The 21,881-nt window shown below is 70.3% G+C and carries 19 protein-coding genes; 12 read left to right on the top strand and 7 right to left on the bottom strand.

Annotated elements, in window-relative coordinates:
• Positions 1-27: 27 nt before the first annotated feature.
• A complete protein-coding gene (gene gap, locus QTI17_RS11720) occupies positions 28-1,029 on the top strand; it encodes a type I glyceraldehyde-3-phosphate dehydrogenase (RefSeq protein ID WP_286533275.1) in 1,002 nt (333 codons plus the stop codon).
• Between the two features lie 55 nt (positions 1,030-1,084).
• Here the strand turns inward: gap and QTI17_RS11725 are convergent, their stop codons facing one another.
• The 3 genes from QTI17_RS11725 to QTI17_RS11735 form a co-directional block, all read right to left on the bottom strand.
• Positions 1,085-2,209, bottom strand: a complete 1,125-nt coding sequence (locus tag QTI17_RS11725) for an ATP-binding protein (RefSeq protein WP_286533276.1) — start codon at positions 2,207-2,209, stop codon at positions 1,085-1,087.
• Between the two features lie 65 nt (positions 2,210-2,274).
• Positions 2,275-2,583, bottom strand: a complete 309-nt coding sequence (locus QTI17_RS11730) for a putative quinol monooxygenase (RefSeq protein WP_286533277.1) — start codon at positions 2,581-2,583, stop codon at positions 2,275-2,277.
• 60 nt (positions 2,584-2,643) lie between these two features.
• On the bottom strand, positions 2,644-3,063 hold the full coding sequence (locus QTI17_RS11735; RefSeq protein WP_286533278.1) for a VOC family protein: 420 nt from the start codon (positions 3,061-3,063) through the stop codon (positions 2,644-2,646).
• 98 nt (positions 3,064-3,161) lie between these two features.
• Between QTI17_RS11735 and QTI17_RS11740 the strand changes: the two genes are divergently transcribed.
• Positions 3,162-3,809 carry a TetR/AcrR family transcriptional regulator gene (locus tag QTI17_RS11740; RefSeq protein ID WP_286533279.1) on the top strand — a complete coding sequence of 216 codons (648 nt, stop codon included), beginning with the start codon at positions 3,162-3,164 and terminating at the stop codon, positions 3,807-3,809.
• Between the two features lie 81 nt (positions 3,810-3,890).
• The gene (locus QTI17_RS11745; RefSeq protein WP_286533280.1) at positions 3,891-4,238 is read left to right on the top strand and encodes an FHA domain-containing protein; all 348 of its coding nucleotides are present in this window, start codon (positions 3,891-3,893) and stop codon (positions 4,236-4,238) included.
• 17 nt (positions 4,239-4,255) lie between these two features.
• Here QTI17_RS11745 and QTI17_RS11750 read toward each other — a convergent pair whose 3' ends face one another.
• On the bottom strand, positions 4,256-6,058 hold the full coding sequence (locus tag QTI17_RS11750) for an NAD(P)/FAD-dependent oxidoreductase (protein ID WP_286533281.1): 1,803 nt from the start codon (positions 6,056-6,058) through the stop codon (positions 4,256-4,258).
• Between the two features lie 71 nt (positions 6,059-6,129).
• On the bottom strand, positions 6,130-7,068 hold the full coding sequence (locus tag QTI17_RS11755) for a LysR family transcriptional regulator (protein ID WP_286533282.1): 939 nt from the start codon (positions 7,066-7,068) through the stop codon (positions 6,130-6,132).
• Positions 7,069-7,169: 101 nt separating this feature from the next.
• Between QTI17_RS11755 and QTI17_RS11760 the strand changes: the two genes are divergently transcribed.
• From QTI17_RS11760 to QTI17_RS11785, 6 genes are all read left to right on the top strand, one after another.
• Positions 7,170-8,144 (top strand): Bug family tripartite tricarboxylate transporter substrate binding protein, encoded by a 975-nt coding sequence (locus QTI17_RS11760; protein ID WP_286533284.1) that lies wholly within the window; start codon positions 7,170-7,172, stop codon positions 8,142-8,144.
• Between the two features lie 23 nt (positions 8,145-8,167).
• Positions 8,168-9,427 carry a CaiB/BaiF CoA transferase family protein gene (locus QTI17_RS11765; RefSeq protein ID WP_286533286.1) on the top strand — a complete coding sequence of 420 codons (1,260 nt, stop codon included), beginning with the start codon at positions 8,168-8,170 and terminating at the stop codon, positions 9,425-9,427.
• Positions 9,427-10,413 (top strand): acrylyl-CoA reductase (NADPH), encoded by a 987-nt coding sequence (gene acuI / locus QTI17_RS11770; RefSeq protein ID WP_286533289.1) that lies wholly within the window; start codon positions 9,427-9,429, stop codon positions 10,411-10,413. The genes QTI17_RS11765 and acuI overlap by 1 nt, the downstream gene beginning before the upstream one ends.
• Positions 10,414-10,492: 79 nt before the next feature.
• The gene (locus tag QTI17_RS11775; protein ID WP_503011040.1) at positions 10,493-14,854 is read left to right on the top strand and encodes a DEAD/DEAH box helicase; all 4,362 of its coding nucleotides are present in this window, start codon (positions 10,493-10,495) and stop codon (positions 14,852-14,854) included.
• A gap of 20 nt (positions 14,855-14,874) precedes the next feature.
• On the top strand, positions 14,875-15,300 hold the full coding sequence (locus QTI17_RS11780; RefSeq protein WP_478142418.1) for an Lrp/AsnC family transcriptional regulator: 426 nt from the start codon (positions 14,875-14,877) through the stop codon (positions 15,298-15,300).
• A gap of 80 nt (positions 15,301-15,380) precedes the next feature.
• Positions 15,381-16,391 (top strand): aldo/keto reductase, encoded by a 1,011-nt coding sequence (locus tag QTI17_RS11785; protein ID WP_286533290.1) that lies wholly within the window; start codon positions 15,381-15,383, stop codon positions 16,389-16,391.
• A gap of 13 nt (positions 16,392-16,404) precedes the next feature.
• Here the strand turns inward: QTI17_RS11785 and QTI17_RS11790 are convergent, their stop codons facing one another.
• Positions 16,405-17,412, bottom strand: coding sequence for a bile acid:sodium symporter family protein (locus QTI17_RS11790; protein ID WP_286533292.1), 1,008 nt, complete (start codon positions 17,410-17,412; stop codon positions 16,405-16,407).
• 70 nt (positions 17,413-17,482) lie between these two features.
• On the opposite strand from QTI17_RS11790, the gene QTI17_RS11795 reads away from it, so the two are divergent.
• Positions 17,483-18,388: a LysR family transcriptional regulator gene (locus QTI17_RS11795; protein WP_286533294.1), complete on the top strand. Its 906-nt coding sequence runs from the start codon at positions 17,483-17,485 to the stop codon at positions 18,386-18,388.
• Positions 18,389-18,397: 9 nt separating this feature from the next.
• On the opposite strand, the gene QTI17_RS11800 is transcribed toward QTI17_RS11795, so the two are convergent.
• Positions 18,398-19,333, bottom strand: coding sequence for a LysR family transcriptional regulator (locus QTI17_RS11800; RefSeq protein WP_286533295.1), 936 nt, complete (start codon positions 19,331-19,333; stop codon positions 18,398-18,400).
• Positions 19,334-19,448: 115 nt separating this feature from the next.
• On the opposite strand from QTI17_RS11800, the gene QTI17_RS11805 reads away from it, so the two are divergent.
• Positions 19,449-20,876, top strand: a complete 1,428-nt coding sequence (locus QTI17_RS11805; RefSeq protein ID WP_286533296.1) for a M20 family metallopeptidase — start codon at positions 19,449-19,451, stop codon at positions 20,874-20,876.
• 13 nt (positions 20,877-20,889) lie between these two features.
• Positions 20,890-21,876, top strand: a complete 987-nt coding sequence (locus QTI17_RS11810) for a Bug family tripartite tricarboxylate transporter substrate binding protein (protein WP_286533298.1) — start codon at positions 20,890-20,892, stop codon at positions 21,874-21,876.
• The last annotated feature ends 5 nt before the right edge of the window (positions 21,877-21,881 follow it).

Raw genomic sequence — 21,881 nt, forward strand, 5'->3', positions numbered from 1 at the left:
GTTTTCAACCTCCAGGAGCAGAAAGACATGACTATCAAACTCGGCATCAACGGTTTCGGTCGGATCGGGCGCAACGTGCTTCGCGCGGCGGTGCAGAACTTCAAGCACGACATCGAAGTGGTCGCGATCAACGACCTGCTCGAGCCCGACTACCTGGCCTACATGCTCCAGTACGACTCGGTGCATGGCCGCTTCCAGGGCGAAGTCACGGTCGAGGGCAACACGCTCGTGGTCAACGGCAAGAAGATCCGCCTGACGCAGGAACGCGACCCGTCCAAGCTCAACTGGAGCGATGTCGGCGCCGACATCGTGCTCGAATCGACCGGCCTTTTCCTGACCAAGGACACGGCCCAGAAGCACATCGACGCGGGCGCGAAGAAGGTGCTGCTGTCGGCCCCCAGCAAGGACGACACGCCGATGTTCGTCTACGGCGTCAACGACAAGAAGTACGCCGGCGAAGCGATCATCAGCAACGCCAGCTGCACCACCAACTGCCTGGCGCCGCTGGCCAAGGTGCTGAACGACAAGTGGGGCATCAAGCGCGGCCTGATGACCACCGTGCACGCCGCCACCGCGACCCAGAAGACGGTCGACGGCCCGAGCAACAAGGACTGGCGCGGCGGCCGCGGCATCCTCGAGAACATCATCCCGTCGAGCACCGGCGCGGCCAAGGCCGTGGGCGTTGTCATTCCCGAGCTCAACAAGAAGCTCACGGGCATGAGCTTCCGCGTGCCGACCTCCGACGTCTCGGTGGTCGACCTCACGGTCGAACTGGTCAAGGACGCCACCTACCAGGAAATCTGCGCCGAGATGAAGGCCCAGAGCGAAGGCGCCATGAAGGGCGTGCTCGGCTACACCGAGGACAAGGTCGTCGCCACCGACTTCCGCGGCGATCCGCGAACCTCGATCTTCGACGCCGATGCCGGCATCGCGCTCGACGGCACCTTCGTGAAGCTGGTGAGCTGGTATGACAACGAATGGGGCTACTCGAACAAGTGCCTGGAGATGGTCCGGGTGATGGCCAGGTAAGGCTGCGCCGGCCCCTGAAGGAACGCGCCCTCGGGCGCGTTTTTCTTGGGCCTCGTCAGTCGATCGTCCTGCGGCTGCGCACCCAGGCTTCGAACTCGGGGTCCTCGAAGCGGTAGAGGCCGTGGTCGACCCGTGCCATCGCCTGCATCTTGGGGCCGGTCAGGCGGCGCAGGGCGCTTCGTGGCACGGTGGCCGTGACGTCCCCGCTGCCCATCAACTCGCGGAGCTGCGTCAGCGCGGCGGCGCCATAGAGGTCCTGCACGCCGCGCGCGGCGAGCAGCAGGACCGCGCGATCGGACCGGTTCATGGCCTTCCAGGCCTTCGCGTGGCCGCTGTCGTCGTGGACGCGCGCCAGCGTGTGCTGCAAGGCCAGTTCGGGGCCCTGGCCCTGGTAGAGCAGGTAGCGCTCGATATACCAGCGGAAGAACTCGGGCGTTTCCTTCAAGGACAGGAACGCTTGCCTTGCATCGGCGAGCGCCAGCGGCTGCTTCGCCAGCCGCTTGACCTGGGCCACCGTTGCCGAGACGAAGGCATCGCCGAGCAGCGGGAACGGCTCCACCGGCGCCCAGTTGTAGAACGGCGCCGACGCCCGCGAGAACATTTCGCGCAGCGCCGCCTCCGACGAGCCTGCGAACAGGACCTTGACGCTCGCCTTGCGAATGTCCAGGCCCGCGCGCAGCGAGTGCGCCACCTGTCGGTGCTCCGGGCTGGCGAGTACTTGCGCCTCGTCGATCACCAGGACCAGCCGCTTGCGGGTCTTGTCGGCCGCCTGCAGCGCCGCCTGGATGGCCGGAACCGCGAGTTTTTCCTTGTCGGCGAGGTCCAGCTCGACCGAGCCCTCGACGCCGAGGGGCAGCTTGCCGCCGGCCTTCATCTTCCGGATGGGCGTCGACAGGTCTTCCCAGAATTGCGCGAGCCCCTTGGACTTGGCGGCCGACAGGATGGCCGTGGCGATCGCCTGCCCCGGATGATCGGCGTCGTCCCAGAGGTTGGTGTAGGCGGCCAGGTAGCCGGCGGCTTCGGCGGCCGGCAGCAGGTCATGCTTCAGGAATTCGCTCTTGCCCATGCGGCGCCGGGCGAACAGCCCGCGGGCCGACACCAGGCCGAGGTCGAAGGCTTGCAGGTAGCCCCCGGCAAGCTCGGGGCGGGCGAAGTGCCAGGGGTCGGACGGCGTGCGCATCCGACAGATTTTGGCACAGTCTTGTCAATTGACAAAAATATGGAAATTTCTGTCGGGACCGGACCTCATACCGGTTCGAGCACGTGAATCAACCGGCTCTCGGTCCAGTCCTTGACCTTGGCGCCATAGGCGGCCATGTGTGGCGCTGCCGCGTGGGCCTGCAGGTCGGCAAGGGTTTCCCACTTCTCGACGACGACGAAGGTGTCGGCGCCGAAGCTGCCGCGCGAGGCCGGCATGCCCGCCGCATCGACGGTCGCGGTGTACTCGATGCAGCCCTTCTCGGCCAGCACCGCGGGCCGGTTGGCGCGATAGGCCTCTAGGATCAGCGCGCGTTGGCCGGGCTTGGCGGTGATGACGGCGACGACATGGATCATGGACGATGGCTCCTTTGGAATGAACCATCGAATTTACGGGCAAAGCGCCGCGGCCGCCTGTCACATCGGCGCGGGCACCTGCACCATCCACGAGATGCCGAAGCGGTCCTCCACCATGCCGAAGGCCGGTGACCAGAACGTCTTGCCCAGCGGCATCTGTACCTGGCCGCCCTCGCTCAGGGCACCGAACAGCCGGCGGGCCTCGGCCTCGTCGGCGGCGTTCAGCGACAGCGCGAAGCCCTTGAAGGTGGGCTGGCCCTTGGCGTAGCCATCGGACGCCATGAGCATGGTCTCGCCGATATTGAAACTCGCGTGCATCACCTTGTCGTCGGAGCCCGGCGGCACCTTGTCGGCCGGGATCGGGTCGGGGCTTTCCTTGAAGCGCATCAGCATCGTGACCTGGGCGCCGACCGCCTTGCGGTAGAACTCGAGCGCCTCCTCGCAGCGGCCGTCGAAGAAGAGATAGGACTGGACTTGCATCGTGACTTTCCTTTCGGTGAGAAGTGGAAGAGGATGTTTGTGTACAACGTCCACAAGACGATAGCAAAGATAATGGACGCTGTCCACATGAAAAATCGATGAGCTCCACAGTCCCCTCCCGCTCTTCCGCGCGCAGCACCTACCGCCACGGCGATCTGCGCCGTGCCTTGCTCGAATCGGGCGTCGAGCTGGCCCGTGCCGGCGGCCCCGAAGCGGTGGTGCTGCGCGAGGCGACGCGCCGCGCCGGGGTGGTTCCCAACGCCGCCTACCGGCACTTCGCGAGCCGGCAGGCGCTGCTCCAGGCGGTGCGGGCCGCGGCGCTGGCAGCGGTGGCACGGGCCATGGAGGCCGAATTGGCGGCCCTGGCCCCGACGCCCGATGCGGCGGCGTACGCCCGGGCCAGCGTGCGCGCAGTGGGCACCGGCTACCTGCGCTTCGCCCGGGCCGAAACCGGCCTCTTCAGGACCGCCTTCGCGGCGCCTGTCGAGGTCGAGGACGCGCCGCCGGATGCCAAGGGCGGCGCGAGCGGCCTCAACCCCTTCGAACTGCTCGCAGCCGCACTCGACCGGCTGGTGCAGGCGGGCGCCATGCCGCCCGAGCGCCGGCCGGGGGCCGAGTTCCTGGCCTGGTCAGCGGTGCACGGGCTGGCCCTGCTGGTCATCGACGGCCCGCTGCGCGGCCTGCCGGCGCCGCAGGTGGAGTCGCTCGGCCAGCGCTTGCTCGACATGGTCGAGAAGGGCCTGTGAATACGGGATGTAACCCTAAAGAACTTGTACTTTAGTACTCCTAAAGCTAAGTTTGGACGCTCTTGAATGGAGCGTGTACGGATGGCGATGCTGATCTTGATGACCCCCACCGGCCAGACAACCCAGGTGCCGGTGTCGGAGCCCGGCATGACCATCGGCCGGGCCGAGCACAACCACGTGGTGTTGGCGTCGCCGCGGGTCAGCCGATTTCACGCCAAGCTCAGCACCGAGGGGCCGCTGGTGATCCTGCGGGACCTGGGCAGCCGCAACGGCACCTTCGTGAACGGCAAACGCATCGAGATGCAGGCGCTGGTCAACGGCGACAACATCGACATCGCCGGCTACTGGATGCGCTTCCTGGCCCCGGAGCAGGAGGTGATCGGCGACGAGAGCGTCCGTTTGATGAGCGCGCGCGGCGACCTGGTCTGAGATCGTCCCGGTCGCGCTCAGCGGGTGTGATGCACCGGCGCGGTCTCATACACCGGCGTCGGCAGGCCTTCCATCCGCGCCTTCAGCTGCAGCGCCAGGAACTGCGAGTAATGGCGCGACTGGTGCAGGTTGCCGCCGTGGATCCACAGCTGCGGCACCTGCGTCGGCTTCCACATGTTGCGCAGCTCGCCCTCCCAGGGGCCGGGGTCCTTCGGTGTGTCGGATCCCAGGCCCCAGACCTTGCCGACCTTGTCGGCCATCGCGGGTGAGATCAGATCGGCCAGCCAGCCGTTCATCGAGCCGTAGCCCGTGGCATAGACGATCAGGTCGGCCGGCAATTGGCTGCCGTCGCTCAGGGTCACCGATTTCGGGCTGATGCGCTCGATGGTCACGCCGCTGCGCAACTTGATGCTGCCGTTGGCGACCAGTTCCGAGGCGCCGACATCGATGTAGTAGCCCGAGCCGCGGCGCAGGTACTTCATGAAGAGGCCGGAGCCGTCGACGCCGAAGTCGAGCAGGAAGCCGGCCTTCTCGAGCCGCGCATACAGGTCGGCGTCGCGCCGCTTCATCTCGTCATACGCCGGCACATGCATCGGCGCCATGATCCTGTAGGGAATGGAGGCGAAGATCAGGTCGGCCTTGTCGGTCGTGACGCCGGCCTTCACCGCCGCCTCGGAATAGAGCCCGCCGAGCGCCAGCTCCATCAGTGAATCGGAGGGCGCGATGTGGGTCGAACTGCGCTGGATCATGGTCACGTCGGCGCCGTTCTCCCACAGCGCGGCGCAGATGTCGTGGGCCGAATTGTTGGAGCCCAGCACCACGCACTTCTTGCCGCGCCAGGCCTCGGGCCCGGGATGCGCGCTCGAATGGTGCTGCTCGCCCTCGAAGGTCTCGGCGCCGGGAATCTTCGGCAGGTTCGGATAGCCCGAGACGCCGAGCGCGAACACCAGCTGCTTCGGCCGCAGCGTGATCTCGCGGCCGTCGCGCTCGACGACCACTTCCCATTCCTTCTTCGCCTCGTCGAAGCGGGCCTTCTTCGCGGTGGTCGAGCCCCAGTAGTTGAGCTCCATCACCTTGGTGTACATCTCGAGCCAGTCGCCGATCTTGTCCTTCGGCGCGAACACCGGCCAGTCGTCGGGGAACGGCAGGTAGGGCAGGTGGTCGTACCAGACCGGATCGTGCAGGCACAGGCTCTTGTAGCGCTTGCGCCAGGAGTCGCCGGGGCGAGCGTTCTTCTCGACGATGAGGGTCGGCACGCCGAGCCGCCGCAGCCGCGCGCCGAGCGCGATTCCGCCCTGCCCGCCGCCGACGATCAGGACGTAGGGCTGCTCGGCGAAGCCCAGCGTCTCGGCCTCGTGCTGGCGCCGTTCGAGCCAGGTCTTGCGCTGCGGGTTCGCCCCGTGCTCGGCGCCCTTGACGCGGCGCTCCCCCTTGTGCTCCTCGAAGCCCTTGAGCTCGGTCATGGTGGTGAGCAGCGTCCAGGCCTTGCCGTTGCGCAGCCGCAGGTGGCCGCGCCCGCGCGCCACCGCGGTCTCGAAGGTGAACCAGGCATCGACCACGCCGTCGGACTCGGTGGCGTCGCCCTCGACCGCGAAGGCGGTCGGCCGGGTGTCGGCCAGCCGGGCTTCGAGCATCTTGCGGATCGCCTCGGGGCCCTCTTGCGTGCGGATGTTCCAGGTGAAGGCGACCAGGTCGCGCCAGTAGCTGTCGGCCTCGAACAGGGCCACCGCGGCGTCGATGTCGCGCCGCTCCAGCGCGGACTGGAAATCGGCCAGCCAGGCGCTGGCGGTCTGCGTCGGATGGTTCGACAGATCGGTCATGTCCAGTGTCTCCTTCGTTCGCGCCCCGCGATCGGGCAGGGCGAGAACCGTACGCCCATCCCCGATCGACGTCAAACGGTGGCCGGCAGTCCCAGGGCCTGCCGCAGCAGGCCCAGCCGCGGGTTGTCCGTGCCCGTGCGGTGGATCAGCGCCACCGGCCCGGCCGGGATCGGCGGATGCACCCGCACCCGCATCACGCCGCTGGCCCCCGCGCTGTCCAGGGTCGACGCCGGCACCGCACTGAGGCCGAGGCCGGCCGCGACCAGGCGCAGGTTGGTCACCGGGCTGGTCGACTCGACCACCGGCACCGGCGCCATCAGGCCCGCGCTGCGGAACACCTCGTCCATCATGCGTCGCACCATCGAGGTCGGGGCCGGCATGATCCAGCGCTCGCGGCACAGGCGCGGCCAGTCGACCCGGCGGGCCCGGCCGAGCGGATGGCCCGGCGGCGCGATCACGGTGAAGTCGGCATCGAACAGCCTCTCGTAGTGCAGCGGCTGTCCCGCGGCTTCGGGCATCTCGGTCGGATAGCTCGTGACCAGCGCATCGAGGCGCCCTTCCAGCAGCGCCTGCACGAGCAGCGGGACGCGCTCTTCCATCAACTGCACCCGGACCCGGGCCTGCTCGCCGACCAGGCGGGCGAACACCTCCGGCAGGTAGCCCTGGGCGACGAAAGGCGGCGCCCCGATGCGCAGCAGGGTGACGGCCGGCTCGGCCGAGGCCTCGGCGCCGAGGTGCGCCAGTTCCTGGAGCAGCATGGCAGCGCCGCGGACCACGATCTCGCCGCGCGGCGTGGTCGCCAGGCCGCGCGCGCTGCGCGTGAAGAGCGCGAAGCCGAAGCTCGCCTCGACTTCGCCGAGGGACTTGCTCAACGCTGGCTGCGTGAGGTTCAGCACCGCGGCGGCGGCGCGCAGGCTGCCGCCGCGCTGCAGTTCGACCAGCAGCTGAAGGTGGCGGAAACGCAGCCGCGCGAAGAGTCGGCGCGCTTCGCCGGAGGGCTCTGAAGGCATGTGGTCGCTTTCCAAAAAGTTTGCACCCAATGAAAACATATCACTGTTGGATATCGCTGTCTCGACCTATGCTGATGCCACACCAGAAGGAGACATTCGCCATGGATCGCCGCAGTTTCTGCCGGGCCGCATCGGCCCTCGCTCTTGTGCCGCTCGCCGTACGCGCCGCCGACGGCTTCCCCGGCAAGCCGGTGCGCGTCATCTCGCCCTACGCCGCGGGCGGCGGCCCCGACGTGCAGCTGCGCCAGGCCGGCCCGGCGCTCGGCGAGGCGCTGGGCCAGTCGATCGTGATCGAGAACAAGGTCGGCGCGGCCGGCGTGCTGGCCGCGCAGTACGTGGCACAGGCGGCGCCCGACGGCTACACGCTGTTGATGGGCTCCAACACGCACCTGATCCAGAAGATCCTGCAGCCCGATCTCAAGTTCGATCCCATCGCAGACTTCGTGCCGGTCAGCAACTTCGCATCCTCGCCCACCGTGCTGGTGGTGCGTGCCGACAGCCCCAACCAGACGCTCGAGGACCTCATCGCGGATGCGAAGGCCAAGCCGGGCCAGATGAACTACGGCTCCGGCGGCATCGGCACCTCGGCCCACCTCGCGGGGGCGACGCTGGCCTCGCTCGCGGGGCTCAAGGTCACGCACATTCCGCTCAAGGGCTCGGTCGAGATCGCCGCCTCGCTGCTGCGCGGCGACACGCAGTTCGCGTTTCCGGTGGCCGGCACCGGCGTGCCGCAGGTCAAGGGCGGCAAGCTGCGCGCGCTGGCCGTCACCAGCCGCCAGCGCCTGAAGCAGCTGCCCGAGGTGCCGACCCTGCACGAGCGGCTGAAGAACGAGCTCGCGGTGCAGGAGTCGTGGTTCGGCCTCTGGGCCCCGGCCCGCACGCCGCAGGACGTGATCGCGGTGCTGTTCGCGGCCGCGACCCGGACCTTGAAGACGCCGGCCCTGCAAGCCGCCTTCGAGGCGGCCGGCAACGAGGCCGCGATCAGCGAGAGCCCGCAGGCCTTCGCCGCCTTCGTGCGCAGCGAGAACCGCAAGTGGGCCGAGATCGTGAAACTGGCCGGCGTGACGGCGAGCTGAAGCCGAACAGGAGAACAAGCACCATGTCCAAACCCCTCGAAGGTGTGCGCGTCATCGACATGTCGCACGTGATCGCCGGTCCCCTGGCGTCCCTCTACCTCGCCCAGCTCGGCGCCGAGGTGATCAAGATCGAGCCGCCGCAGTCCGGCGAGGTGATGCGCGCCAGCAAGGCCGCGCCGGAGGAAGGCGACACGCCGGCCGGCTTCGCGGCGCTGAACGCCGGCAAGCGCTCCTTCGCGGCCGACATCCGGACGGCCGAAGGTGCCGCGCTGGTGCGCTCGCTGGCCCGCACGGCCGACGTCTTCATCGAGAACTTCCGCCCCGGCGTGGTCGCGAAGTACGGGCTCGACTACGCCGCCATCCAGGCCGAGCGGCCGGACATCGTGTACTGCTCGATCTCCGGCTACGGCCAGGAAGGCGAGTGGTCGCGGCGCGGCGCCTACGACCATGTGGTGCAGGCCCTGACCGGCATGATGATGATGTCGGGCGACAGCGCCGAGGCGCCGCCGCTCAAGGTGGGCTTCCCGGTGATCGACGTCGCCGTCGGCATGCTCGGCGCGCTGTCGATCGTGGCGGCCCTGCATCGCCGCGAGCGCGAGGGCCTGGGCCAGTACATCGATGCCTCGATGGTGCAGGCCTCGCTGATGCTGATGTATCCCAACGCGAGCAGCTTCCTCACCGGGCGCGTCGAGCCGCAGCGGGTCGGCAATCGCGGCTACACCGGCAGTCCCACGGCCGACACCTACCGCTGCGCCGACGGCTGGCTCGCCACCGCGGCCAACACGCCGGCACAGTTTCGCAAGCTCACGGCGGTGCTGGCGCTCGAGTCGCTCTGCGAGGACGCGGCGGCACTCGACCTCGAGGCCTTCCATGCGCCGGGCGGCGGCTTCGTCGTCGCCCGCGACCTGCCCTATCTGCAGCAGCGCTTCCGCGACGCCTTCGCGAGCCGGTCGGCGGCCGAGATGGAGCAAAGGCTCAATGCGGTCGGCGTGCCGGCGGCTCGGGTGCGCAAGCTCGGCGAATTCCTCGACGAGATGGAATCGCGAGGCGGCGCCGCTCTGCAGCCCGTCGCCTTCTCGCACGGCGCATCGACCGTGCGCACGCCGGGCCTCGGTTTCCGCTATCGCTTCGACGGCGCCGCCGCGGCCACCGGCGCGCCCCGGCTCGGCCAGGACACCCACGCGCTGCTCGCGGAAATGGGATGGGGCGCCGAAGCCATCCGGTCGCTGTGCGATGCTCGCGCGATCCGCTTGTATCCGCCGATCCAACAAGGAGCGCTCTGATGTTCGATGCCCTGCTGCTGACCAAGGCCGACGACGGCACCACCCGCGCCGCCGTGACCGCGCTCGATGATGCCGCACTGCCCGAGGGCGAGGTGCGGGTCGACGTGGCGTTCTCCACCGTCAACTACAAGGACGCCCTGGCGATCACGGGCAAGTCGCCGGTGGTGCGCAAGTTCCCGATGGTGCCGGGCATCGACTTCGCGGGCACGGTCGCCGAGAGCAGCGACGCGCGCTACAAGAAGGGCGACCCGGTGCTGCTCAACGGCTGGGGCGTGGGCGAGACGCATTGGGGCGGCCTCGCGCAGCAGGCCCGCGTCAAGGCCGACTGGCTGGTGGCCATCCCGCCGGGCTTCGATGCGCGCCAGACAATGGCGATCGGCACCGCGGGCTATACCGCGATGCTGTGCGTGATGGCGCTGCAGCAGCACGGCTTGACGCCGGCCTCGGGCCCGGTGCTGGTCACCGGCGCCAACGGCGGCGTCGGCACGATCGCGATCGCCCTGCTGGCCCGGCTCGGCTTCGAGGTGCATGCCTCGACCGGCCGAACGGCCGAGGCCGCGCACCTGCAGCGCCTGGGCGCTCGCGAGATCATCGACCGGGCAACGCTCGGCGAGCCCGGCAAGCCGCTGCAGAAAGAGCGCTGGGCCGGTGCGGTCGACAGCGTCGGCAGCCACACGCTCGCCAACGTGTGTGCCAGCCTGCGCTACGGCGGCACGGTGGCCGCCTGCGGGCTGGCGCAGGGCATGGATTTCCCGGCCAGCGTGGCGCCCTTCATCCTGCGTGGCGTGACGCTCGCCGGGGTCGATAGCGTGCAGGCGCCGCAGGCCCGCCGGGTCGAGGCCTGGCGACGGCTCGCGGCCGAGCTGCCGCGCGACCTGCTCGACGCCAATACCCAGACCCTCGGCCTCGGCGCGGTGGCCGAACTGGCGCCGCGCCTGCTCGCGGGACAGGTGCGCGGCCGCGTGGTGGTCGACGTCTGGGCCTGAGGGCGCAGGTTCCAGCTTGTGTCGGCGCCGCGGCCGGCGCCTTGACATCGCCCCGCGCGGCCTGATCTCATGCAAGGCCGTGCATGACACTTTCCATCCCGCCGTCGCCCGCTGGTTCGACGCCACCTTCCCGGCCCCGACCGAGGCCCAGGCCGCCGCCTGGCCGGCGATCGCCGCCGGCCGCCACACGCTGATCGCGGCGCCGACCGGCTCCGGCAAGACGCTCACGGCCTTCCTTGCGGCGCTGGACGGCTTGGTGCGCCAGGGCCTGCAACCCGGCGGCCTGCCGGACCAGACCACAGTGGTCTACGTGTCGCCGCTGAAGGCGCTGTCGAACGACATCGGTCTCAACCTGCAGGCGCCCTTGGCGGGCATCCGCGCCGAACTCGCCAAGCTCGGCCTGCCCGACGTCGAGATCCGCACCGCCGTACGCACCGGCGACACGCCGGCCCGCGAGCGGCAGCAGGCGCTGCGCAAGCCGCCCCATGTGCTGGTCAGCACGCCCGAGTCGCTGTACGTGCTGCTCGGCTCGGTGTCGGGCCGCAAGATGCTGTCGACGGTGCGCACCGTGATCGTCGACGAGATCCACGCCATCGTCGGCAGCAAGCGCGGCAGCCACCTGGCGCTGTCGCTCGAGCGGCTGCAGGCGCTGTGCCAAGCGCCGCTGACGCGCATCGGCGTCTCGGCGACGCAGAAGCCGATCGACGAGATCGCGCGCTTCCTGGTCGGGGCCGGCGCGGTGGTCGACGGCGTCGCCGACTGCGCGATCGTCGACATCGGCTATGCCAAGCAGCGCGACCTGGCGCTCGAGCTGCCGCCGACGCCGCTCGAGGCCGTGATGTCGAACGCCCAGTGGGAGCAGGTCTATGCGCGCATCGCCGCCATGGTCCACGCGCACCGCACCACGCTGCTGTTCGTCAACACGCGCCGGATGGCCGAGCGGGCGGCGCGGCACCTGGGCGAGATCCTCGGCAAGGAGGTGGTCGCGGCGCACCACGGCAGCCTCGCGAAAGAGACCCGCCTCGATGCCGAACAGCGCCTGAAACGCGGCCAGCTGAAGGTGCTGGTGGCCACGGCCTCGCTCGAACTGGGGCTCGATATCGGCGACGTCGACCTGGTCTGCCAGCTCGGCTCGCCGCGCTCGATCGCCACCTTCCTGCAGCGCGCCGGCCGCTCCGGCCATGCGGTGGGCGGCGTGCCGAAGGCGCGGTTGTTCCCGCAGTCGCGCGACGAGCTGGTCGAGTGCGCGGCGCTGCTCGACTGCGTCGGCCGCGGCGAACTCGACGCGCTGCATGTGCTGCCGGCGCCGCTCGACGTGCTGGCGCAGCAGATCGTGGCCGAGACCGCCTCGCGCGAATGGGAGGAAGACGAACTGTTCGCGCTGGTGCGGCGCGCCTGGCCCTATGCTGACCTGAAGCGCGAGGATTTCGCGGCGGTGGTGCGGATGCTGTCGGAAGGTTTTTCCACCCGACAGGGCGCGCGCGGCAGCTACGTGCATCGCGATGCGGTGCATCACCTGCTGCGCGAACGCCGGGGTGCGCGCATGACCGCGCTGACCTCCGGCGGCACCATTCCCGAGACCGGCGACTACACGGTGGTGCTCGAGCCGCAGGCGCACAAGATCGGCAGCGTCAACGAGGACTTCGCGGTCGAGAGCCTGGCCGGCGACGTGTTCCAGCTCGGCAACGCCAGCTATCGCATCCTGAAGATCGAGCCTGGCCGGGTGCGGGTCGAGGACGCCCATGGCGCCGCGCCGAACATCCCCTTCTGGCTCGGCGAGGCCCCCGGGCGCAGCGACGAGTTGTCGTCCGGCGTTGCGCGCCTGCGCGCCGGGATCGAGGCGGCATTGGCCGCCCGGGGCGTCGAGGGTGCGACCGAATGGCTCGCCGGCGCCGTCGGCCTCGAAGCCGAAGCGGCGCGCCAGATCGTCGAGCACCTGGCCCGAACGATGCGCGTGCTCGGCGCGCTGCCGACCCAGCAGCGCATCGTGATGGAGCGCTTCTTCGATGCCTCGGGCGGCATGCAGCTGGTGATCCATTCGGTCTTCGGCAGCCGGCTCAACCGCGCCTGGGGGCTGGCGCTGCGCAAGCGCTTCTGCCGCCAGTTCGACTTCGAGCTCCAGGCCGCCGCGACCGAGGATGCGATCGTGCTGTCGCTGTCGACCAGCCACAGCTTTGCGCTCGACGAAGTCGCGCGCTACCTGCATTCGGCCTCGGCGCTCGACGTGCTGGTGCAGGCGCTGCTCGATGCGCCGCTGTTCGGCGTGCGCTGGCGCTGGAACGCCACCACGGCGCTGGCGCTGCCGCGCTTCATGGGCGGGCGCAAGGTGGCGCCGCAGCTGCAGCGGATGAAGTCCGAGGACCTGCTGGCCGCGGTCTTCCCGGACCAGGTCGCCTGCGCCGAGAACCTGGCCGGCGCCCGCGAGATACCCGACCATCCGCTGGTCGCGCAGACGCTGCAGGACTGCCTGTACGAGGCCATGGACGCCGCGGGCTGGCTGCGGCTGCTCGCGAAGCTGGAGTCCGGCGAGATCGAGGTGCTGGCGCGTGATGTGCCGGCGCCATCGGCGCTCGCGGCCGAGGCGCTGAACGCCCGACCCTATGCCTTTCTCGACGACGCACCGCTCGAGGAGCGCCGCACCCAGGCGGTGCAGAACCGCCGCTATGTCGATCCGGAAAGCGCCGACGACCTGGGCCAGCTCGACGCCGAGGCGATCGAGGCCGTGCGCCAGGAAGCCTGGCCGCGGGCGCGCAGCGCCGACGAGATGCACGAGGCGCTCCATGGGCTCGGGGTGGTCAGCGATGCCGAGGCCTTGGCCAACGCAGGCTGGCAGGACTGGCTGCAGGCGCTGGCGGCCGACCGGCGGGCGACGCGGCTGGCGGTCGCCACGGCGCCGGGCCGCGGGCTGTGGGTCGCGGCCGAGCGATGGGCGCAAGTCCGCACGCTCTACCCCGGGGCCGCGATGGCGCCCGCGATCGAGCCCCCGTGCGATGCAACGCCGCCGGCCGATGCCGACGACGTCCTGCGCGAACTTCTGCGCTCGCGGCTCGGTGGCCTCGGCCCGGTGTCGGCGCCTGCGCTGGCCGCGTCGCTCGGGCTGCCGGCGGCCGACATCGAGGCCGCGCTGGGGGCCTTGCAGACCGAAGGCTCGGTGCTGCAGGGCCGCTTCACGCCCGGCACGCCGGCGCTCGAATGGTGCGAGCGTCATCTGCTGGCGCGCATTCATCGCTACACGCTGAAGCGGCTGCGACAGGAGATCGAGCCGGTCGAGCCGCGCGACTTCGCGCGCTTCCTGTTCGAGTGGCAGCGTGTCGCTGCCGCCAGCCGGGTCAGCGGCCCCGAGGCGCTGGCCGGCATCCTGGCGCAGCTCGAAGGCTACGAAGCGCCGGCCGGACTCTGGGAGGCCGAGCTGCTGCCGGCGCGGGTCAAGGACTACGCCCCGGCCTGGCTCGACGAACTCTGCACCGCGGGCCGCACGCTGTGGACGCGGCTGCGGCCGCTGGCCATCGAAGGACGGCCGGGCGGTGGCAGCCCCTCGCTGCGCTCGGCGCCGATCCTGCTGCTGCCGCGCCGCAGCGCCGCGCTCTGGACCGGCCTCGCGCCGGCGCCCGGGAACGACGACGGCCTCGGCTCCCGGGCCCGGCGGGTGGCGGCGTTCCTGGCCGAGCATGGCGCTTCCTTCTTCGACGAAATGGTCCAGGGCACGCACCTTCTGGGCACCGAACTCGAGGATGCGTTGAGCGAACTGGTGATGCGCGGCCGGGTGCATTGCGACAGCTACGCGGGTCTTCGCGTATTGCTGATCCCGCCGTCCAAACGCTCGACTTCGACGCATGGGCGGCGGCATCGGCGCACGGCGCTGTTCGGGATCGAGGACGCGGGGCGCTGGTCGCTGGTCCGCGCGCGTGCGCCGGTGGCGGCAGCCGATCCGCCCGCGCGCGTGGGCAGCGATGCCGTCGAGCAGGTCGCGCGGGTCCTGCTGCGCCGCTACGGCGTGGTCTGCTGGCGCCTGCTCGAGCGCGAGGCGGCCTGGCTGCCGCCGTGGCGCGACCTGGTGCGCGCCTACCGCCGGCTCGAGGCGCGCGGCGAGATCCGTGGCGGCCGCTTCATCGCCGGCGTGGCGGGCGAACAATTCGCCTTGCCCGAAGCCATCGGCCTGCTGCGCGAAACGCGGCGCCGGCCGCTCGATGGCGCCCTCGTCTGCCTCGCAGCCGCCGACCCCGCGAACCTGCTCGGCACCATCATGCCGGGCCCGAAGGCCGCGCGGGTGGCGGGTTCGCGGGTGCTCTACCGCGACGGCGTGCCGATCGCCAGCCTGGTGGCCGGCCAGGTCGAACTGCTGCAGGCGCTGGCGCCGTCGCTGGCGCAGGCCGCGCATCGGGCGTTGATGTCGGAGGCGCCTTCGCGGGTGGCGGAGCTGGTGTCGCTGGCGTCGGGCTAGGCCTTCGCTAGACTGGCGTGATGGACATCGACCCGCTCGACCATCGCCTGATCGCCTTGCTGCGGCAGGACGCCCGCCTGCCGGCGGCCGTGCTGGCGCAGAAACTCGGCGTCTCGCGCGGCACGGTCGCCAATCGGCTGCGCAAGCTGGAGGATGCCGGCGTCATCGTCGGCTATGCGGTGCAGCTGCGGCCGGAGGCGCGCTCGGACGAGATCCGCGCCTGGATGGGCATCCTGGTCGAAGGCAACCAGACCCGCACGGTGATCGCCAGCCTGCTCGGCGAGCCAGGCGTCGCCGCGCTGCACGACACCAACGGCCGCTGGGACCTGCTGGCCGAGCTGCGCGCCGCCTCGATGGCCGAGCTGTCGCAGGTGCTGGAGCGGATCCGGCTGCTGAAGGGGATTCGCAGCACGGAGACCAGCATTCATCTGGCGACCTATCGGTAGGGTGAACACGCCCTCGGCCGCAAGCGCGTCTGCTGGCGGTTCACTATCATGGCCGACCGCCCCGAATCCGGAGTCCTTCGATGAGCATCCCCACCACCCGCCTCGGCCGCACCGGCCTCACCGTGTCGCGCCTCGCGCTCGGCACCATGACCTTCGGCCTGCAGACCGACGAGACGGTGTCGCACCAGATCCTCGACCGCGCGGCCGAGGGCGGCATCAACTTCCTCGACACCGCGGATGTCTATCCGCTCGGCGGCACCGTCGACATCGCGGGCCGCACCGAGGAGATCATCGGCCGCTGGCTGCGCGCCAAGGGCGCGAGCCGGCGCCATGACTTCATCATCGCGACCAAGGCGGCGAACAAGGTCGGCCCCCACAGCTGGGACCAGGGCAATTCGCGCAAGCACCTGCTCGACGCCATCGATGCCTCGCTGAAGCGGCTGCAGACCGACCACGTCGATCTCTACCAGCTCCACCACGACGACCGCGAGACGCCGCTCGACGAAAGCCTGGAGGCACTCGACACGATCGTCCGCTCGGGCCGTGCGCGCTACATCGGCGTCTCGAATTTCCTGGCGTACCGGCTGGCCCGCGCGATCGGCCGGGCCGAGCTGCGCCGGCTCACCCAGCTGGTGTGCGTGCAGCCGCGCTACAGCCTCCTGTTCCGCGAGATCGAGCGCGAGCTGCTGCCGCTGGCCGGCGAGGAAGGCCTGGGCGTGATCCCGTACAACCCGCTCGCCGGCGGCCTCCTGACCGGCAAGTACAAGTCCGAGGCCAGGCCGGAGGCGAACACGCGCTTCACGCTCGGTACGGCCGGCGGCATGTACCAGGACCGCTACTGGAACGAGCGCAGCTTCGGCACCGTCGCCGAGCTGCACCGGCTGGCCGATGAAGCGGGCGTGCCGCTCTCGACCTTGGCGGTGGCCTGGGTGATGGCCAATCCGCTGGTCACCGCGCCGCTGCTCGGTGCCAGCCGGCCCGATCAGCTCGATGCGACGCTGGCCGCGGCCGACTACCAGCTCGACGCCGGGCTGAAGCAACGGCTGGACGAGCTCACCGCCGAGTACCGCAAGGGCGACGCCCCGCGTTGAGCGAAGCGAAGCGTCAAGCGGCGGGCTTGACCTTCTCGATCTCGGCCGCGGCCGCGTCGGCCTTGCGGCGCGCATAGCGCTGGGCGAGCACTGCGCAGACCATCAGCTGCATCTGGTGAAACAGCATCAGCGGCAGCACGATCGCGCCGACCGCGTGCGAGGCGAACAGCACCTTGGCCATCGGGATGCCGCTGGCAAGGCTCTTCTTGGAGCCGCAGAACACGATCGTGATCTCGTCGGCCTTGTCGAAGCCCAGCGCGCGGCTGGCCCAGGTCGTGACGAACAGCGCCAGCGCCAGCAGCACCGCGCAGACCACCAGCAGGCCGGCCAGCGCCGACATCGGCACCTGCTTCCACAGCCCCTCGATCACGGCCGCGCTGAAGGCGGTGTAGACCACCAGCAGGATCGAGCCGCGGTCGACCAGTGTCAGCACCGACGCGCGGCGCTTGATCCAGCCGCCGATCCAGGGCCGCAGCAGATGGCCGGCGACGAAGGGCACCATCAGCTGCAGCAGGATGCGGCCGATGGCATCGAACGAAGCGCTGGCGGCGCCGTTCGGCACCACGATCAGGTTGACCAGCAGCGGCGTGATGAAGACGCCGAGCATGGTCGAGGCCGAGGCGCTGCAGATCGCGGCCGGCATGTTGCCGCGCGCCATCGAGGTGAAGGCGATCGCCGACTGGACGGTGGCCGGCAGCACGCACAAGAAGAGCACGCCGGTGTACAGCTCGGGCGTGACCAGCGGCGTCAGCACCGGCTTGAGCGCCAGCCCGAGCAGCGGGAACATGACGAAAGTGGCGCCGAACACCAGCAGGTGCAGCCGCCAGTGCGTGATGCCGCCCATCACGGCCTCGCGCGACAGCTTGGCGCCGTGCAGGAAGAACAGCAGGCCGATCGCGACCGTGGTCAGGCGCTCGAAGAAATGCGCTGTGGCGCCGCTCGCCGGCCACAGGCTGGCCAGCGTGACGGTGGCGACCAGGGCCAGCGTGAAGTTGTCGGGGAGGTAGCGTGAACGTGCCATGGCCCCGATTGGACCGCGCTTGCATTCAAAAGAGAAATGGATTTATCGGATAGATATATGATTTGACCGCATGAATGTGAGCCTGCGTCAGCTGCGTGTCTTCCGTGCCATCGCCGACGGCCGCAACTTCAGCCGGGCCGGCGATCAGGTCGGCCTGTCGCAGCCCGCGGTCAGCCGCTCGATCCATGAACTCGAGTCGCAGCTCGGCCTGAAGCTGCTCGACCGCACGACGCGGGAGGTGGTGCTGACCGAGGCCGGCCAGTCGCTCGCGCTCCGCCTGGCGCGCGTGCTCGACGAACTCGACCAGGCACTGGCCGAAGTCCATGGCATGGCCGGTGCGCGGCGCGGCAAGGTTCGCGTGGCCAGCAGCCCGACCCTGTCGGCCAACCTGATGCCGGCCTGCATCGCGGAATGCGCGCGGCGCGAGCCCGAGATCGAGTTCGTGCTGCTCGACCGCATCCAGCAGGACGTGCTGGACAGCGTGCGCGCCGGCGAGGTCGATTTCGGCGTGGTGGTCGAGCCGCCCGACACCGACGACCTGCATGGCGAGCCGATCCTCGACGATCCGTTCTGCCTGGTGCTGCCGCCGGGCCATCGGCTGGCGGCCCAGCGCACGCTGCGCTGGTCGGCGCTCGACGGCGAGGCGCTGGTGCTGCTCGACCATGCCTCGGGCAGCCGGCGCCTGATCGACGAGGCGCTGGCCCGGCATGGCGTGCGCTGCGAAATCCGCCAGCAGGTCGGGCATCCGACCACTGCCTTCCGCATGGTCGAGCAAGGCATCGGCATCAGCGTGATGCCGGCGCTGGCTGCCCCGCCGACCGGGCTCGCGGTGCTGGTCATGCGGCCGCTGCTGCCGCGGGTGCAGCGCTCGATCATGCTGGTGCATCGGCGCAATCGGGTGCCGTCGCCGCTGGCGCAGCGGGTGTGGGGGCTGATCCGGGAAGTGGCCGGCGACATGCGCAGCCGGGCGGCGTGAACCTGCGCCTCAGGTTGTCCTGGCCCGTCCCAGCCTGCGCCGGCTGGCCTGAGTGATCGCCTTCACCAGGTGCTGCACGAAGGCCTGCACCGGCGCCGTCAGGGTGCGGCCTTCGAGCGAGAGCAATTGCAGCCGGCGCTGCTGCATCGGCGCATCGGCGAAGGGACGGGCCACGACCAGGCCTTCGTTGATCAGGTGCATCACGGTCAGGTGGCCCGACAGCAGCACGTCGGGCGTGCGCAGCAGCGGCAGTTGCGCCGACGAGAAATTGCTGACGAACACCGGCCGGTATTGCACGCCCAGGACGCTGCAGGCCTGGTCGAAGAGCTGGCGCGTGGTCACGCCCCTGCTGCCCACGATCAGCGGATAGCGCACCACCTCGGCCACTTGCAGCATGCGCTGCCGGGCCAGCGGATGGTCGGGCCGCAGCACCGCGTGCACCGGCGCCGGCGCGGCATGCTCGATCTTCAGGCCGGGCTCGGGCGCGACGACGTACTTGAGCACGATGTCGGTCTCGCCACGCGCCAGCAGCAGGCTCACTTCATCGGGCGAGCCAACGTGAAGCTCGATCTGGCTGCCCGGGTTGGCATCCCGGAATTCGCCCACCACGGCCGGCATGAAGTGGGACGCGAAACCCTCGGTGCAGGCAATGCGAACGCGGCCGGCCTGCTGGCCGCCGAGATCGCGCACCTGCTCGATCACCTGCTCGGCGTCGAGCACGGCATTGCGCAGGTGCGCCGACAGCCGCAGGCCCGCGGCCGTGAGCGTCATGCCGCGGGCGCTGCGCTCGAACAGCGCGGTGCCCAGGCTGTCCTCGAGCTTGGTGATCTGGCGGCTGACCGCCGACGCGGCGACGAACAGCCGCGCCGCGGCCTGGTTGACCGAGCCGCTGCGCGCCACTTCGAGAAAGTGGCGCATCGGGATGCTGAGGAGCGTGGGTGTCATGGGAAAGCCCGCGGGTCGCGTGTTGCCTCAAAGGCAATGGGAGTGTGCCAAAACGATGATGGAAGCAAAGCCCTTCAGGCCTTGTACTTGCAGCATTCCCACGAAACGCAAGCAAATGACACGCACCGACGCCCTCGCCTCCGCGGCCGCCTACTTCGACGACGGCGGATTCTTCGCCGATCTGCAGCGGCGCATCGCCTTTCGCACCGAGAGCGACACCGGAGCCGCCACGCCGGCGCTCGAGGCCTACCTGCGCAGTGAACTGGTGCCGCCGCTCGAAGCGCTCGGCTTCGATTGCGAGCTGATCGCCAACCCGGCGGCCGGCGGCGGTCCGTTCCTGATCGCCCGCCGGATCGAGGGCGCCGAACTGCCCACGGTGCTGAGCTACGGCCACGGCGACGTCGTGAGCGGACAGGACGCGCTCTGGGCCGAAGGGCTGTCACCCTGGTCGCTGACCGTTCGCGGCGAGCGCTGGTACGGCCGCGGCACGGCCGACAACAAGGGCCAGCACACGGTCAATCTCGGCGGGCTCGCCGCCGTGCTGCGGGCCCGCCGAGGGCGGCTGGGCTACAACGTGACCTGGCTGATCGAGATGGGCGAGGAAGCCGCCTCGCCCGGCCTGCAGGCGGTCTGCGAGCAGCAGCGCGAGAAGCTGCGCGCCGACCTGCTGATCGCCTGCGATGGTCCGCGCGTGAGCGCGGCCCGGCCGACGCTGTTCCTCGGCTCGCGCGGCGCGGTCAACTTCAGCCTGCGCCTGCGCGCCCGGCCGCGCGGCTACCACTCGGGCAACTGGGGCGGCGTGCTCGCCAATCCGGCGACCGTGCTGAGCCATGCCGTGGCCTCGCTCGCCGACGCGCGCGGCCGCATCCTGGTCGAGGCGCTGCGGCCGCCGCCGATCCCGGCCCCGGTCCGCGCGGCGCTGGCCGACATCGCCATCGGCGGCGGCGCCGAGGACCCGGCCCTCGATGCCGGCTGGGGCGAGCCGGGGCTGAGTCCGGCCGAGCGCCTGATGGCCTGGAACACGATCGAGGTGCTGGCGCTCGGCGCCGGCTCGGCCGAGCGGCCGGTCAACGCGATCCCGGGCCAGGCGGTGGCGCACTGCCAGTTGCGCTTCGTGGTCGGCACGCCCTGGCAGGAACTCGCGCAGATCGTGCGGGCGCACCTGGATGCGCGCGGCTTCGGGCAGGTCGAGGTCGAGGTCACGCTGGCCGGCGCCGCGACCCGGCTCGATGTCGAGAACCCGTGGGTCGACTGGGCCCAGCGCTCGATCGCCCACAGCTGCGGCCAGCGCGCCGACCTGTTGCCGAATCTCGCGGGCTCGCTGCCGAACGATGTGTTCGCCGGCCAGCTGGGCCTGCCGACCTTGTGGGTGCCGCATTCGTACCCGGCCTGCGCACAGCACGCGCCCAACGAGCACCTGCTGGCGCCGCTGGTTCGCGAGGGACTTCAGCTCATGGCCGGCCTGTACTGGGACCTCGGCGCGGAGGGCCAGGCACCCTGGCAGGCCGGTGCGCTGTCTTCGACTTCCCTTCCTTCACTTTGACCCTTCGATCACCATGATTTCCATCATCTCCCGCCGCGGCCTGTCCGCGCTCGCCTTTGCCGCCGCCGCCACCCTCGCCCTGCCCGGCTGGTCTCAGGATGCCTGGCCGGCCAAGCCCGTGAAACTGGTGGTTCCCTTCCCGCCCGGCGGCGGCACCGACCTGGTGGCGCGGGCCATGGGCCAGAAGCTCGCGGAGCGGCTCAAGCAGCCGGTGGTGATCGACAACAAGCCCGGCGCCTCGACCATCATCGGCACCGATGCGGTGGCCAAGGCGGTGCCCGACGGCTACACGCTGCTGCTGTCGGGCTCGACCAGCTACAGCGTCAACCCGGCCCTGCGCGCAAAGCTGCCCTACGACCCGGTGCGCGACCTGGCACCGATCGCGATCGTGGCGCGCACGCCGCTGGTGCTGGTGGTCAACGGCAGCGCGCCGTGGCACTCCGTGGCCGAACTGGTCGCCGCAGCCAAGGCCAGTCCCAAGGGCATCCGCTATGCGACCTTCGGCAGCGGTTCGGGCCCCCACCTGGCCGGCGAGCTGCTCGCGCTGGCGGCGGGCGTGCAACTGCAGGACGTGCCGTACAAGGGCAGCAGCCAGGGCGCCATCGCGCTCATCGGCGGCGAGATCGAAATGGGCATCGACACCGTGGCGTCGGTCGCGCCGCATGTGCGCTCCGGCAAGCTGCGGGCGCTCGGCATCGTGGGCGCGACGCGCTCGAGCCTGCTGCCGGAGGTGCCGACCCTGGCCGAGCTGAAGCTGCCCGAAGCCACCTTCGACGCCTGGTACGGTTTTGCCGCGCCGGCCCGCACGCCCCAGCCCGTGATCGACAAGCTGGTGCGCGATGTCAGCGCGACGATGGCCGATCCCGCCGTGCAGGCCCAGCTCCGCGCGCAAGGCATGGAGCCGGTGCTGATCGGCGCGGCCGCCTTCCGCAGCCAGATGGAAAACGAGATCTCGCGCTACCGGGCGCTGGCGCACCGCGCCGGGATCGCGCCGGAATAAGGCGG

The sequence above is a fragment of the Variovorax sp. J31P179 genome (genome assembly GCF_030316985.1).
GTDB lineage: Bacteria > Pseudomonadota > Gammaproteobacteria > Burkholderiales > Burkholderiaceae_C > Variovorax > Variovorax ginsengisoli_B.